The following is a 14395-nucleotide window of genomic DNA, read 5'->3' on the forward strand; positions in this document are numbered from 1 at the left end:
TCGATGCCGGGCCGTCGAATGGGGTGGGCTCGACCAACGGATTCGCTGCGGTGTCAGGAGGTCGGCTTGTCGACGAGGGCGGTGCGGACGCCCAAGGCAGAGTCAGGGACGTACCCGCACGATGCCGCAGTCAGGTGCCGTTGATCTCGAAACTCACTTCGGGACGGCGGTGACGCATTCGTACATGTGGCCGTCGAAGGAGCCGAGGGGGGCCACGCTCCAGAGCATTCCGGTTTCTTCCATGCTGGGGGTGTAGATCTCGCTGCCGGCGCTGTTGAAGTAGCCGAAGGAGGTGCCGGGGAAATTCTTGCCCGAAGAGTTCAGGTATTGCGACATCGAGTCCACGAACGTGGCGAATCGCGCCGAGTCGGTGGATTCCTCTTCCGCTACCGCGGCGGCGTTCTGCGACCAATCGTCGTACTGCTCCATCATCGAACCGGACGGCGCGGGTGTGCCGGACGGGAAGGCGATGGCCTCGTAGATGCGGGAGCGGTCCCGGAACCCGGACAACGTCCAATAGATCGACGACGCGTCACCTCGATCGGTGCTGTCGACATCCGACATGTGACAGACGCCGTACGCGTGGACGTCCAGTTTCAGGCCGAGACGGCTCAACCAGCCGGGTAGCGCCTCTTCGAATCGGCCGAGGCAGGATTCGTCGTCGTTTCCGTCCTCTTCCGCCTCGGTGGCGGCCATCAGGCAGGCGAGCTGATACGCGCCGTACGCGTCGTCCCGGCCGCCGTTGGAGGCCGCTATGCGCTTCTGCAGTGCCTCGGGATCGCGCATCTCGCTTCGGGTGGGCATCTCGAAAATTCCGACCTTCTTCATTTCGTACCCTCCTTCACTCGATGGTCAGGTGCGGCCACCATGACGAAAGTGTGATTGCCGCAGCAGCAAGAATGTCGCGGCGCGTCAGCTGATGTCCTCGCACGTTTCGGGTGGTCCTCGCATCCGATGCCGGATGGCCGGGCCCTCGGATGCCCGGCGGATCGATCGGCGCTGCGGAACGTGGGCAGCGGGACCGTCGCCTGTTTGCCCCCGAACGACCCGGGTAAGCGATGAATGTCCCGAGTCGCCCCACAAGGGAGCGCTTGTCAACCGAGAGACGCAGGCCCGTGAATGGTGCGGGCAGGCGAGGAAAGGGGTAGCAAGTGAGCACAATGGCCGCCACGGTGGACGTCGAGGTCCCGGTTCGCACCGCCTACAACCAGTGGACGCAGTTCGAGTCGTTTCCGCAGTTCATGGAGGGTGTCGAAGCGGTACAGCAGATCGATGACCGGCATATGCACTGGCGTGTCCATGTCGGCCCGTCGACGCGGGAGTTCGACGCGACCATCACCGAGCAGCATCCCGACGAACGCGTCGCATGGAAGTCCGACAGCGGGCCCAAGCACGCGGGCGTCGTCACGTTCCATCGGCTCGACGACACCCACACCAGGGTGACCGCGCAGATGGACGTCGACCCCGAAGGGTTCGTGGAGAACGTCGCCGACAAGCTCGGCGTGCTGAAGCACCGGGTGAACGGTGACCTGGAGCGCTTCAAGCACTTCATCGAGCACCAGGGCCGCGAGACCGGCGCTTGGCGCGGTGATATCCCGCGCCCGGACGCAGGCAGCACCGCCACGGAGCGCGGCACGACCGGCACCCCGGGTACAGGCACGCCCGGCGCAGGCGGAACCGGCATGCCGGGTGTCGGCGGAACCGGCACCCCAGGTGTCGGCGGAACCGGCGCCGGTGGAACGGGCACTTGGCCCGGCGGAACCGGCACCCCCGGCGTCTGACCCGTGTGAACCGGCGCCCCCTGGGATTTTTCCCAGGGGGCGCCGTTCGTGTGTCAGGCGGAGCCGGACTCTTCGTCGGCGTGCTCCGCCGGGTGCGACTCCGGCGGCACCTGGACCGGCCGCCACAGCGCCCAGACCACGAAGGCCAGCGCCACCACGCCCATGCCGAGCCCGGCCCAGAGGTTGACGTTCACCCCGCCGGTCTTGGCCTGCTCGGCCGCGGTGTTCTGCACCAGGCCGGTGATGACGAGGACGATCGCGTAGCAGCCGAGCAAGCCGCCGACGATGGTGCGGATATCGAAAAGCATGGCGGCGGTTCCTTATCCGACGAGGATGTTGAGCAGGATGACGAGGACGAGCGCGATGCCCGCCAGCAGGACCGGGCGCTGGTACCAGGGCAGCGTGCCCGCCTCCGGGTCGGTGCGCACTTCCTTCGGTGTCTCCGAGTACACCAGCCCGATCAGTTCCGCCGCCGGTTTCGGCTGAGTGACCTGGGTGACGGCGACGCTGACGACGATGTCGACCACGAACGCGGCCCCGGCGGCGACGAAACTGGCGCCCTGGCCGGATAATTCGAAGACCTTCGTTTCGTGCAAAAGGAAAACGACGATGGCCGAGGCGGTTCCACAGACCAGCCCCATCCAGCCCGCGGTCGGTGTCATCCGTTTCCAGAACATGCCGAGAATGAACGTGGCGAACAGCGGCGCGTTGAAGAAGCTGAACAGGGTTTGCAGGTAGTCCATCATGTTGCTGAACCCGGAGGCGATGAACGCGGTGAAGATCGCGGCCACGGTCGCGCCGACGGTGGCCAGCCTGCCCACGCCGAGGTAGTAGCCGTCCGGGCGTTCCCGCCGCACGTACTGCTGCCACAGGTCGTAGCTGAAGACGGTGTTGAACGCCGAGATGTTGGCCGCCATGCCCGCCATGAACGCCGCGAGCAGCCCGGCCAGCCCCACCCCGAGCAGGCCGTTGGGCAGCACATCCTTCATGAGGTACAGCAGCGCCTGGTTGTAGGTGGTGTCGCTCTCGAAGTCCGGATTCGCGGTCACCGCCGCCTTGTACTCCGCCATCTGCGGCACCAGCACGGCGCTGATCATGCCGGGAATCACCACGATCAGCGGGATGAACATCTTCGGGTAGGCGCCGATGATCGGCGTGCGCCGCGCCGCCGAGATGGAGTGCGTCGCCATCGCGCGCTGGACTTCGACGAAGTTCGTGGTCCAGTACCCGAACGACAGAACGAATCCGAGACCGAACACGATGCCGAGGATCGACAGGAAATCGTTGGAGAATCCACTGAGCGCGTTACCGGGCCACGACTCGAGTTGCTCCGCGCCGCCTGGTGCGGCGGTGACTCGGTCACGCAGCCCGTCCCATCCACCGACCCGGTGCAACCCGACCAGGGTGAGCGGCAGCAGCGCGGCCACGATGACGAAGAATTGGAGCACCTCGTTGTAGATCGCGGCCGACAGACCGCCGAGGGTGATGTAGGACAGCACGATCACCGCCGCCACGATCACCGAGACCCACAGCGGCCAGCCCAGCAGCACGTTCACGATCGAGCCGAGCAGGTACAGGTTGACCCCCGCGATGAGGATCTGCGCGATGGCGAAGCTCAGCGCGTTCACCAGATGGGCTCCGGTGCCGAAGCGGCGGCGCATGAACTCCGGCACGCTGCGCACCTTGGAGCCGTAGTAGAACGGCATCATCACCACGCCGAGGAACAGCATGGCGGGCACCGCGCCGATCCAGAAGTAGTGGAAGGTCGGGAACCCGTACTCCGCGCCGTTGGCGGACATGCCCATGATCTCCACCGCGCCGAGGTTGGCGGAGATGAACGCCAGGCCGGTCACCCAAGCGGGCAGCGAGCGCCCCGACAGGAAGAAGTCGATGCTGGAGGACACCCGCTGCCTGGCCAGCAGGCCGATGCCGAGCACGAACACGAAATACAGCGCGACCAGGGCGTAATCCACTGGCTGAGCGTCCAGCCGGAGGGTCTCGGCGGCTACCGACTGCGCCGGCGGGGCAGCCGGGTGCAGTCCTGGCACGGCGGCGAGAACGAACGGATCGGCGAGCGGCACAGCGTTCCTCCTGGCGGGTACAACCGGGGCGGCGAGCGAGATCGCTCGTCGTGCGAGAGCATGCGTCGTGCTGGTCCTGCCCGGCGCGCGCGACCTCTTCGTCGCCCGCCGAATGGTGTCGGCAGACACCACTCTGCGTGATCATGCCTACCGGCGGGGCACATTCGCGCACAAATCCGGCTGGGCGCTCAGCCGATCCGGTGCGCTCCGGCGGCGGGGACCACCACGAACGTGCGTGGACCGGGAAGGTCCGCGTCGCCGAAGCGCCGCCGCACCGCCTCGACCACCGCCGCGGTGCGGTCCCGGTCGACCAGCGCGACGACGCTCCCGCCGAATCCGCCGCCGACCATCCGCGCACCGTGCGCCCCCGCGGCCAGCGCGGCGTCGACCGCTGCGTCCAGGGCCGGGGTGGACACCTCGAAGTCATCCCGCAGCGAGGCGTGCCCCGCCGTCAGGATCGGGCCGATACCCCGCGGGTCGGCGCCTTCTCGCAATTTCTCGGCAATCGCGAGCACCCTGGCGTTCTCCGTCACCACGTGCCTGGCGCGGCGGCGCAGCACGTCGTCGGCGATCCGGCCGACATCGGTCGTCGCCACGTCCCGCAAGGCGCCTGCGCCGAGCGCGGCGGCGGCCGCGGCGCATTGGTCGCGCCGCTCGGCGTAGCGGCCGTCGACCAGTTCGTGCGGCTGCCCGGTGTCGATCACCAGTAGTTCGAGTCCGAAGGCGGCGAGGTCGAAGGGGATCTGCTCGGTCCCGCGCGGCGCGGTGGTGTCGGCGGCGAAGGCCCGCACGTCCAGCAGCAGCGCGTGCCCGGCCGTGCACAGCAGCGCGGCCGACTGGTCCAGCACACCGGTCGGCGCGCCGACGTAGTCGTTCTCGGCGGCGCGCGCCACGTCGATCAACGAGCGGTCGGTCAGGCCGGGGGCGAACAGATCACGCAGTGCGATCGCCACCGCGCAGGACAGCGCCGCCGACGAGGACAAGCCCGCGCCGATCGGAACCTCGCCGTCGAGGTCGAGATCCACACCGGGAATCCGGTGACCCCGCCGGGTGAACTCGGCGACCACCCCGAGCGGATAACGCGCCCACCCGGGCATCCGGGCTCGCTCGGCGGCGAGGTCGGACACCGCGACGAGCACCGGCTCGCCGGGCTGCTGCCGTGAGCCGACCCGCACGGATCCGTCGGCGCGCGCCGCCGCCGTGCATCGCATCACCTGCGGCAACGCGATGGGCAGGACGTAGCCGTCGTTGTAGTCGGTGTGCTCGCCGATGATGTTGACCCGGCCCGGCGCCACCCATGTCCGCACACTCGCTCCTCGCTGTCTCGGTCGGTGCAAGGGTACGAGACGCGCGCGCGAGCATTCTGTTCCACGCGCTAGGCTGCGTGATCGGCGTTCGGGAACGCACCGTCGATTGCGACGGACGACCGGCCTGCGATATCTTCGGCCGCGCTCGTGCCCCCACCTGCGCAAAGACATTCGGGCCGGGAACGAAGGCCGTCGCGCGGCAGGTATCGCATCCGCGGAGTTCCGGGCGCCGATGGCCGACCCCGCGTGCCGAAGTCATGGCGCACGTCGACGGGTTTCCTCCTTGTTGCGCCAACTGCCCGCGAAGCGGCGGCGTTCCATGCCATGATCAAATCAGTTGTCCAGGTATTGGTTGCCGAGCGCGCAGCGGTCGGTCGGGACATCTGCTCGTGCAACAACACTCGGTTCCCGTTCGCCGACGGCATCCGGGCGGTGCTCGGCGAACAGGCGAACATCGTAGTCGCGGTGGAGGATTCCCAGATCTGTTACGCGGCCCGGTGCACCGGGGACGGAGCGACCAAGGGGGGCTGATGACACCCAGTGAACAGCCACAGACCAACTGTCGGCGCAGTATCGGAACGGGCTGGTACGCGGTGCTTCTGGGGGGAAGCGGGGCCGCGATCGCGGTCCACCTCGCGCTCGACTCGCGCCTGGTGGCGTTCGTGACGATGGTGGTCATCGTCGGCGAGACCGTAGCCATGGTCGCTGTCGGGATGCGTACGCACCGGCCCGCGCATCCGCTGCCGTGGTATCTGTTGTCCGGCTCGGCGGTGCTGTTCGCCACCGGCACCACGCTGCGTGACGTCGGCGACCACGCGATGCATCCGCTCGACGACGCGTTCACCCTGCTCGGTTATCTCGGCGTCGGGTTCGCCGCGCTGATCTGGCTGTGGCCGCGCCAAGTGCACGGCAACTACGATCTGATGCTGGACTCGGCCCTCATCGGACTCGGCGCGCTGCTCGCCTCCTGGACCTTCCTCATCTCACCGATCCTGCAGTCCACCGTGACCGGACTGGACGCGCTGGTGGCGGCGGCCTACCCGGTGCTCGACGCGCTGCTGCTCACCTTGGTGGCGCACTCGATGGCCACCTCCACGCGCGCGGAGACTTCGCTGTGGCTGTTGCACGCCGGATTGATCGCGGTGCTGCTCGGCGACCTGGGCTACACCCTGGAAACCGCGGGCGCGACCGCGCTCGGACGCGAGGTGCTGCTGGCTCCCCTGCTCACCGCCTACTCCACCGTGGGCGTCGCGGCGCTGCACCCGACCATGGCCACGCTCGGCATGCCGCGGCGTATCCACCCGCACCACTCCAGGCAGCGCGCCAGCCTCATCGCGATCGCGCTGATCGTGGCCTCACTGGTCCCGGTGGTCGGATCAAGCCTGCGGCCGCTCGACCGCGCGGTGGTGTCGTCGCTGTTCGCGCTGCTGCTGATCGGCATGCTGGTGCGCAGCGAGCGCGCGATCGTGCGCAGCGCGCGCAGCGAGCGGCGCGCGCAGTATCAGGCCGACCACGACATGCTCACCGGACTGCTGAACCGAGCCGCGCTGCTGCGCGCCCTGCGCCAGCGTGGCGAACAGTGGGCCGAGCAGCCGATCTGCCTGCTGTTCATCGACCTCGACGGCTTCAAGCGGGTCAACGACAGCTACGGCCACGCCGTCGGCGACGAGCTGATCGCGACGGCGGCGAGCCGGATCCGGCGGGTCGTGCGACGCGAGGACGTGGTGACCCGCTACGGCGGCGACGAATTCGTCGTCCTCGCCCCGCTCGCCCGGCCGGACGCCGCCGTGCTGGCCGAACGGCTGCTCGGCGCGTTCGTCCGGCCGTTCGGGCTGAGCGCGGGCGAGATCCCGATCACCGCGAGCGTCGGCGTGGCATGCGCCGGTCCGCGCAGCTCGGACACCGACATGCACAGCCTGCTGCGCGACGCGGACGCGGCGATGTATCACGCGAAGCAGCACTCGCTCGGCTACGCGTTCCATGACGACGTGCACCGCGCGCCGCCCGAGAGCGAACGCCGGATCTGGCGCGCTGCCGCCCGATCCGCCAGTCCGGCGGTGTGACTCAGTCGCTCAGCTCGTCCAGCAGGCGCCTGGCCTCCTCGAGCTCGGCCTGTAACTGCTGAACCTTGGCCTCTTGCACCCCGCGCAACGCCTCCAGGACCCCGGAGACCACTTCGGCGACCTCGGGATGCAGGATCTTCGCCGCCTGCGCCACGGCGGAGCCCGCCACCGGGATGCCGCGCAGGGTGCGCTTCTTTCCGCTGACCACATCGATCGACCACTCGCCGTCGGCGGTGCCGGTGAGCGTCACGGTGACCTCGGGCGCCTTGGCCTTGCGGGCGGCGGCGGTCTTGGCGGGTTTGGGCGCCGTCGCCGCCGGGGCTTGCTTGCCCGCGCGGCCCGCTTCCCCGGACGCCTCGGCCTGCTTCGGGGCGGCCGACGGCGCGGGTGCGCTCGCCGGTTCGGGTTGCGCGGTGGTGTTCGTCGTGGTCGACGACTGGGTCACAGAAGATTCCTTCCTGGTCGACTTCGGCTGGGCGGTAGCGCCCGCCGCCCCTCGCGGCGGCTTGGTCAAGGTCACCTCGACGGGAGAGAAGGACAGTACATCCTTCGATCCGGTCGGCCGGACCTGCAGGAAGTCACCGTCGGCCGGATCGCCGAGTGCGATCACCTTGCCCGAGCGCCCCTCCGGAACGCCGACCGCGGCGGCGGTGAACCACACCATGGGCGGACGGCCACCGGCTATGTCCGTGGCGATCTGCTGAATCTCGCTGTCCGACAGAGGTTGCGGCTTGGTTCGTGGGGACGGCATGGTAACTCCGAGCGATTCGTGGTTGGCTGCGTGCACAGATGATGCCCCACGACGCCGACAGATTTGCGGGCCGCTGTCGAATCCGGCCTGCGGACACCTCGGTTCGAGCATTCAGCGAATACCTGGCAAAGCCCGGACTTCCCCGCTTCGGCGCACTCGTCCTCGCCATGCCGGGCTCCGGTGCGCTCGCGAACGGGATGATCACCGGAACCCGTGCGACGCGATCGCCTTTCGACGACGCACGGCTGCGCCGACGCCGGTCCGCACGATATCGGCGCGGCGATTCCGTCCGGCCGACCAGGCGCGATCAGCTCGCCGTCGGTGCGCGCAGGGCGGGAAACCAGATGTCTGTGAGCACCTCGACGGCTTGGTCCACCGAGACGTCGATGGTGCCCTGCATCGCCCAGCGGGTGAAGAACCTTTCGAGTTGGGCGACAAGCAATTCCACGCGCAACCGCGCCTCGTCGCGCCGGTCGGCGGGCCACCCGGCGAGGTAGGCGGTCATCGCGTTGGGCAAGGCGAGGATGCCGGTGCGGGCGATCTCGCGGAACTCCGGTTCCAGTGCGGTCGCCTCGTCCCAGGCGGGCAGTAGGTCCTTGTACTCGTGGAACCACTCGATCGCGCGGGCTACCCAGCCGGCGAACTCGGCGCGCGAACCGGTCTCCAGCACCCGGTCGAGGTCCTGATAGAAGTGCAGCGCGGTGGGCACGGTGCCCTGTTCGGCGATCGCGCGCAAGATCTCCTGCTTCCCCGCGAAGTGCAGGTAGAACGTGGCCCGGCTGCAACCGACCGCGGCGGCGATGTCGTCCACGCGCACGGCCGCGTAGCCGCGGGCGGCGAACAGCTCCTTGGCGGCCTCCGTCAGCCGGGCCCTGGTCTGCTGCTTCTGCTCGTCCCGCAGGTTGGTGTTCGCGTTCGTCCGCATGGTGGACACGTACCTCGAATTCGTAAAAGCCGTCCTGACGTGCTGCTTCCGCAAAGGGAGTCTACGCATCGAAGGCGTGGATGGACAGTGCGTCACTCACTAGACAGCATGTCTAGTGAGTGTTAGTTTGTTGCCTACGTCACTCCGGTGCGGGAGCCGCGCCGGACGGTTCGGCCGTCGTCGAGGACGGCACTCCAGCACGAGGACAGTGAATGACGTCAACCGCACTCCCCCGCGTCTGCGTGATCGGGGCGGGCCCTTCCGGGATCACCGCCGCCAAACGCTTGAACGACCACGGCATCCCCTTCGACTGCTACGAGGCGTCCGACGAAGTAGGGGGCAACTGGTACTACAAGAACCCGAACGGCATGTCGGCCTGCTACCAGAGCCTGCACATCGACACGTCCAAGTTCCGCTTGGCCTTCGAGGACTATCCCGCCCCCGACGAGTGGCCGGATTTCCCCCACCATTCCCAGCTGTTCCAGTATTTCCGCGACTACGTCGACCATTTCGGCATCCGCGATCGGATCGTGTTCGATACCGTGGTGACCGCCGCGGAACGCGCGGCCGACGGCCGCTGGCTGATCACCACGAGCGACGGGCGTACCAAGGACTACGACGCGCTCGTGGTCTGCAACGGGCATCACTGGGACCCTCGCCTTCCGGACTATCCGGGAGAGTTCGACGGCACGCTGCTGCACAGCCACGCCTACAACGACCCGTTCGATCCCGTCGACATGCGCGGCAAGCGCGTGGTGGTGGTCGGCATGGGCAACTCGGGCCTGGACATCGCCTCCGAGTTGGCACAGCGATTCATCGCCGCGAAGCTCTTCGTCTCCGCCCGTCGCGGGGTGTGGGTGCTGCCGAAGTACGTCAACGGAAAGGTGGGCGACAAACGTTCGATGCCGCGGTGGATGCCGCCGAAGCTGGGGCTGAAGCTCAAGCAGCGCTTCGTCCGGAAGTTCCGCGGCAACATGGAGGACTACGGCCTGCCCAAGCCCGACCATCTGCCCTTCGAGGCGCATCCCTCGGCGAGCGAGGAGTTCCTGCATCGCGCCGGCTGCGGCGACGTCACGTTCAAGCCCGCGATCGCCGCGCTGGAGGGGCCGCGGGTGCGCTTCGCCGACGGCAGTGTCGAAGAGGTGGACGCGATCGTCTGCGCCACCGGTTACCGCATCTCCTTCCCGTTCTTCTCCGATCCCGACCTGCTGCCCGACGCCGACAACCGCTTCCCGCTGTTCAAGCAGATGATCAAGCCCGGCATCGACAATCTGTTCTTCCTCGGCCTGGCCCAGCCGCTGCCCACGCTGGTGAACTTCGCCGAGCAGCAGAGCAAGCTGGTCGCCGCCTACCTGACCGGGCGCTACCACCTGCCGTCGGCGGAGGAGATGCGCGCGGCCATCCGGTCCGCGGAGTCGGCCCGGACGGGCCGCTACTACGACTCGCCCAGGCACACCATCCAGATCGAATTCGAACCGTATGTGCGGGACCTGCAGCGGGAAATGGCGCGCGGCGCGAAACGCGCGGCCGCGGCGGGGAACGCGCTGCCGGTTCCGGCCCGCACGCTCGAACACGTGTGAGGCGGCGATGACCACCACCACCACCACGGGAACCGCCACATCGGGATTCTGCGCGGAGCGATTCGAGCGGGTCCGAACCGAACTGGAGACCCGGCTCGTCTCCGGGGACGAACTGGGCGCGTCGATCTGCGTCACGGTCGACGGCGAACCGGTCGTCGACCTCTGGGGCGGCTACCGCGACCCGGAACGCACCGCGCCGTGGACCGAGGACACCTTGGTCAACGTCTTCTCCCTCACCAAGACCATGACCGCGCTGAGCGCCCTGCTGCTGGTCGAGCGCGGCGAGCTGGACGTGCACGCGAAGGTGTCCAGGTACTGGCCGGAGTTCGCGGCGAACGGCAAGGAAGACATCGAGATTCGTCATCTGCTCGCGCACACCTCCGGCGTCTCGGGCTGGCAGCCGCCGATCGAGCTGGCCGACATCTACGACGCGGAAGCCTCCGCCGCCCGCCTCGCGAGCCAACCGCCGTGGTGGGAGCCGGGCACCGCGTCGGGGTATCACGCGCTGGCCTACGGCCATCTGATCGGCGCGGTGATCCGCCGTGTCACCGGACGCTCACTGGGTGAGTTCTTCGCCGCGGAACTCGCCGGGCCACTGGGCGCGGACTTCCACATCGGCACCGCGCCCGAGCACCACGAGCGGATCGCCACCTTGATCCCGCCCGCCGTGCCGGAATTCGACCTGGCCGCGCTCGACCAGGACAGCGTGCTGGTCAAGACGCTCACCAGCCCGCTGCTCGACATCGCCGAGACCGCGAGCGCGGGCTGGCGGCAGGCCGAGATCGGCGCGGTGAACGGCCACGGCAACGCCCGCTCGGTGGCGCGGGTGCAATCACTGGTGTCCTGCGGCGGTGAGCTGGACGGGCGGCGGCTGCTGTCGGAGAAGACGATCGACCTGATCTTCCAGCAGCAGTCCGACGGCGTGGATCTCGCACTTGCGGTGCCGCTGCGGTTCGGCATCGGTTACGGTCTGCCGCAGCGGCAGACCGCCCCGGAAGTGCCCGACGGCCGGGTGTGCTGGTGGGCCGGGTACGGAGGCGCGATGGTGGTCAACGACCTCGAGCACCGCACCACGTTCGCCTACACCATGAACCGGATGGCCCCCGGCCTCATCGGCTCCGACCGCGCCGACGCCTACCTGCGCGCGACGTTCGCGGCGGTGCGCGGATGATGCGGGCCCTGCAGCTCACCGAGCCCGGTGTGCTGGAACTGCGCGAGGTACCGATCCCACGGATCGGTCCCACCGATCTGCTGCTGCGCGTGGGCGCGGCGGGCATCTGCCATTCCGACCTGCACGTGCTGCACATCCCCTTCCGGATGCGCGAGGAGCCGCTGACCCTCGGCCACGAGATCGCGGGCACCATCGAGGCCGTCGGCGACGGCGTGGGCGGCCGCAGGGCCGGTGAGCGCGGCGTCGTGTATCTGTGCTGGTCGTGCGGGGTCTGCCGGGAGTGCGCCAACGGCAACGAGAACGTCTGCCGCGCCGCGGGCCGCACCGCCATGCCGCCGTGCCCCGGTCTCGGGCCGGACGGCGGAATGGCCGACTACATCCGGGTGCCCGCGAGTTCGTTCGTGCCGATCGGCGACCTGGATTTCGGCGAGGCCGCGCCGCTGGCCGACGCCGCGCTGTCGAGCTATCACGCCATCCGCGGCGCGCGCGAGCAGCTCGGGCCGGGATCGGTGGCGGTGGTGATCGGCATCGGCGGGCTCGGTCACGTCGCGGTGCAGATTCTGGCCGCGACCACGGCGGCCCGGGTGCTGGCGGTGGACGTCAGCGCCGACAAGCTGGAACTCGCCGCCCGCTGCGGTGCGACGGAAGGTCTCCTGGCGAGCGACGACACCGCCCGCGAGATCCTCGACCGGACCCAGGGCCGCGGCGCGGACGCGGTGTTCGACTTCGTCGGCGTCGACGCGACCGCACGGCTCGCGGTGGAGTCGGTGGCGCCCAACGGGGCGTACCGCATGATCGGCCTGGGCGGCGGCGCGCCGGAGATCACGGCGGCGCCGGCCGGCGGCCCGGGCTGGCCCTGGGGCGCGTCGGTGCGCAAGTCCTATGGCGGCACCAAGTCCGACCTGATCGACTCCGTGGCGCTGGCCGCGGCGGGAAAGCTCCGCGTCGAGGTGGAGCGTTATCCGCTGGCCGCCGGCCGCGCCGCCCTCGACCGGCTGGAACGCGGCCTGATCACCGGCCGCGCGGTCCTGGTCCCCGAACCGTGACGAATCGACCCGCGCAGTGACGAGGAAGTACCTGATATGACGAAGCCCTTCGACCCGCAGGCGTACGTGGCGGAAGCCGCGGCCCGGCTCACCGGCCCCGGCGGCCGATTCGAGATGGCGATCGAGGACGTGCTCGGCGCGCCCATGCCGGTGGTGCGCCACCGCAAGTCCTCGCTGCGCGAGGTGCTCGTCGCCGCAGCCGAGCACGGCGACCGGGACTACCTGGTCACCGCCGAGCGCACGATGTCCTTCGCCGAGCACGCCGCCGCGGTCGCGGCACTGGCCACGGCCCTGCGTGACCGATGCGGCGTCCGCAAGGGCGACCGGGTCGGCATTCTCGCCGCGAACACACCCGAATGGGTGCTCACGTTCTGGGCGGCCCAAGCGCTCGGCGCGATCGCGGTGGGCTACAACGCGTGGTGGGCGCCGCGCGAGATCGCCTACGGCGTCGAGCACACCGCACCCGCCGTGCTCGTCGTCGACGCCAAGCGCGCCGCGCTGGTGGCGGAGCTGGACATCCGGATCCCGGTGCTCACGATGGAGCACGACGTCCCCGCGCTCACCACCGACTACCGGACCGACGAGCTCCCCTACGCCGAGATCGACGAAGACGACCCCGCGGTGATCCTCTACACCAGCGGCACCAGCGGACGACCCAAGGGGGCGGTGCACTCCCATCGGAATGTGGTGGCCGTCAGCGACTATCACGTCTTCAACGACGCGCTGGCCGCCGCGCTCACCGGCGCGACGGAACTGCCCAGCGGCCGACGCTTCCTGCTCACCTCACCGTTGTTCCATATCGCCAGCCTGCACAACCTCGTGGTCCCCCGGTTGGTCACCGGCGACGCGGCGGTGATCCACCAGGGGTCGTTCGACGCCGATCGGGTGCTGCGTTTGATCGAGGCCGAACGCGTCACCAACTGGGGCGCGATGCCGACCATGGCGACCAGGATGCTCGAACTCGACCTGTCCGCCTACGACCTGTCCTCGCTGGCCGCGTTCTCGCTGAACTCGGCGCCGTCCTCGGCCGCGCTGCAACAGAAGCTGCGCGATCAGCTGCCCGTCGCGCGCAACGCGCTGGTCACCAGCTACGGCCTCACCGAATGCAGCACCGCCGCGACGCTGGCGAGCCCGGCAGAGCTGGCGGCGTTCCCGGACACCGTGGGACGACCGGTCGTCGGGGTCGCGCTGGAGATCCGCGACAGCGCGGGCAACGCGGTCCCCGACGGCGTCGAAGGTGAGATCTGCTTGCGCAGCCCGTATGTGATGCTCGGGTACTGGCACGACGAGGCCGCCACCGCCGCGGCGATCACCCCGGACCGCTGGCTGCGCACCGGCGACATCGGGGTGCTGGAGGACGGGAGGCTGCGCCTGTCCGGGCGCCGTTCGGATCTCATCCTGCGCGGCGGGGAGAACGTCTACCCCACGGAGATCGAGCAGTGCCTCGAGGAGCATCCCGCGGTGCGCGAATGCGCGGTCCTCGGCGTGCCCGACGCCGACCTCGGCCAGCAGGTCGCCGCCCTGGTGGTGGTCGAAAGCGGCATGACCACCAGCGAAGAGGAGCTGCGCGCGTTCACCGCCGAGCGGCTCGCCTACTACAAGGTGCCCGCCCGCTGGCGGCTCACCACCGCCGCACTCCCGCGCAACGCGACCGGCAAGGTCGTGCGGGCCGATCTCGAGGTGTAGACCC

The 14395-nt window shown here is 69.2% G+C and carries 12 protein-coding genes and 1 pseudogene; 7 read left to right on the forward strand and 6 right to left on the reverse strand.

The window, feature by feature from the left end; all coding sequences use genetic code 11:
• Positions 1 to 153: 153 nt before the first annotated feature.
• Positions 154 to 828 (reverse strand): hypothetical protein, encoded by a 675-nt coding sequence (locus GVY64_RS28460; RefSeq protein WP_159847961.1) that lies wholly within the window; start codon positions 826 to 828, stop codon positions 154 to 156.
• 323 nt (positions 829 to 1151) lie between these two features.
• On the opposite strand from GVY64_RS28460, the pseudogene GVY64_RS28465 reads away from it, so the two are divergent.
• Positions 1152 to 1607 (forward strand): annotated as a pseudogene (locus tag GVY64_RS28465) (SRPBCC family protein); the annotation flags it as partial.
• A 227-nt stretch (positions 1608 to 1834) separates the two neighbouring features.
• Here GVY64_RS28465 and GVY64_RS28470 read toward each other — a convergent pair.
• The 3 genes from GVY64_RS28470 to galK all read right to left on the reverse strand — a co-directional run bounded on the left by GVY64_RS28470 (position 1835) and on the right by galK (position 5169).
• The gene (locus GVY64_RS28470) at positions 1835 to 2089 is read right to left on the reverse strand and encodes a hypothetical protein (protein WP_159847965.1); all 255 of its coding nucleotides are present in this window, start codon (positions 2087 to 2089) and stop codon (positions 1835 to 1837) included.
• Positions 2090 to 2101: 12 nt separating this feature from the next.
• On the reverse strand, positions 2102 to 3820 hold the full coding sequence (locus tag GVY64_RS28475) for a sodium:solute symporter family protein (protein ID WP_159848137.1): 1719 nt from the start codon (positions 3818 to 3820) through the stop codon (positions 2102 to 2104).
• 230 nt (positions 3821 to 4050) lie between these two features.
• Entirely contained in the window at positions 4051 to 5169 is a 1119-nt protein-coding gene (galK, locus tag GVY64_RS28480) for a galactokinase (protein ID WP_236567300.1), read from the reverse strand.
• Between the two features lie 324 nt (positions 5170 to 5493).
• On the opposite strand from galK, the gene GVY64_RS28485 reads away from it, so the two are divergent.
• Both GVY64_RS28485 and GVY64_RS28490 read left to right on the forward strand, forming a co-directional pair.
• Complete coding sequence (locus tag GVY64_RS28485; protein ID WP_159847968.1) at positions 5494 to 5700, forward strand: hypothetical protein; 207 nt, start codon at positions 5494 to 5496, stop codon at positions 5698 to 5700.
• A complete protein-coding gene (locus GVY64_RS28490) occupies positions 5700 to 7232 on the forward strand; it encodes a GGDEF domain-containing protein (RefSeq protein ID WP_159847970.1) in 1533 nt (510 codons plus the stop codon). The genes GVY64_RS28485 and GVY64_RS28490 overlap by 1 nt, the downstream gene beginning before the upstream one ends.
• 1 nt (position 7233) lies before the next feature.
• Here GVY64_RS28490 and GVY64_RS28495 read toward each other — a convergent pair whose 3' ends face one another.
• Entirely contained in the window at positions 7234 to 7983 is a 750-nt protein-coding gene (locus GVY64_RS28495; RefSeq protein WP_159847972.1) for a DUF6319 family protein, read from the reverse strand.
• Between the two features lie 307 nt (positions 7984 to 8290).
• Positions 8291 to 8908, reverse strand: a complete 618-nt coding sequence (locus tag GVY64_RS28500; protein WP_159847974.1) for a TetR/AcrR family transcriptional regulator — start codon at positions 8906 to 8908, stop codon at positions 8291 to 8293.
• A 212-nt stretch (positions 8909 to 9120) separates the two neighbouring features.
• On the opposite strand from GVY64_RS28500, the gene GVY64_RS28505 reads away from it, so the two are divergent.
• From GVY64_RS28505 to GVY64_RS28520, 4 genes are read left to right on the forward strand one after another with little or no spacing between them, the layout of a single operon-like run.
• On the forward strand, positions 9121 to 10488 hold the full coding sequence (locus GVY64_RS28505) for a flavin-containing monooxygenase (protein WP_159847977.1): 1368 nt from the start codon (positions 9121 to 9123) through the stop codon (positions 10486 to 10488).
• Positions 10489 to 10495: 7 nt separating this feature from the next.
• Positions 10496 to 11659, forward strand: coding sequence for a serine hydrolase domain-containing protein (locus GVY64_RS28510; protein WP_159847979.1), 1164 nt, complete (start codon positions 10496 to 10498; stop codon positions 11657 to 11659).
• The gene (locus tag GVY64_RS28515; protein ID WP_159848140.1) at positions 11659 to 12705 is read left to right on the forward strand and encodes an NAD(P)-dependent alcohol dehydrogenase; all 1047 of its coding nucleotides are present in this window, start codon (positions 11659 to 11661) and stop codon (positions 12703 to 12705) included. Before GVY64_RS28510 ends, GVY64_RS28515 begins: the two co-directional genes overlap by 1 nt.
• A 36-nt stretch (positions 12706 to 12741) precedes the next feature.
• A complete protein-coding gene (locus tag GVY64_RS28520; protein ID WP_159847981.1) occupies positions 12742 to 14391 on the forward strand; it encodes a class I adenylate-forming enzyme family protein in 1650 nt (549 codons plus the stop codon).
• Positions 14392 to 14395: the final 4 nt, after the last annotated feature.

The sequence above is a fragment of the Nocardia sp. CY41 genome, assembly GCF_009829325.1.
In the GTDB taxonomy this organism is placed as follows: Bacteria; Actinomycetota; Actinomycetes; order Mycobacteriales; family Mycobacteriaceae; genus Nocardia.

Coding starts and splice junctions, on each gene's coding strand:
- GVY64_RS28460 (WP_159847961.1), bottom strand. CDS start 828: ATGAAGAAGGTCGGAATTTTCGAGATGCCCACCCGAAGCGAGATGCGC.
- GVY64_RS28470 (WP_159847965.1), bottom strand. CDS start 2,089: ATGCTTTTCGATATCCGCACCATCGTCGGCGGCTTGCTCGGCTGCTAC.
- GVY64_RS28485 (WP_159847968.1), top strand. CDS start 5,494: ATGATCAAATCAGTTGTCCAGGTATTGGTTGCCGAGCGCGCAGCGGTC.
- GVY64_RS28490 (WP_159847970.1), top strand. CDS start 5,700: ATGACACCCAGTGAACAGCCACAGACCAACTGTCGGCGCAGTATCGGA.
- GVY64_RS28495 (WP_159847972.1), bottom strand. CDS start 7,983: ATGCCGTCCCCACGAACCAAGCCGCAACCTCTGTCGGACAGCGAGATT.
- GVY64_RS28500 (WP_159847974.1), bottom strand. CDS start 8,908: ATGCGGACGAACGCGAACACCAACCTGCGGGACGAGCAGAAGCAGCAG.
- GVY64_RS28505 (WP_159847977.1), top strand. CDS start 9,121: ATGACGTCAACCGCACTCCCCCGCGTCTGCGTGATCGGGGCGGGCCCT.
- GVY64_RS28510 (WP_159847979.1), top strand. CDS start 10,496: ATGACCACCACCACCACCACGGGAACCGCCACATCGGGATTCTGCGCG.
- GVY64_RS28515 (WP_159848140.1), top strand. CDS start 11,659: ATGCGGGCCCTGCAGCTCACCGAGCCCGGTGTGCTGGAACTGCGCGAG.
- GVY64_RS28520 (WP_159847981.1), top strand. CDS start 12,742: ATGACGAAGCCCTTCGACCCGCAGGCGTACGTGGCGGAAGCCGCGGCC.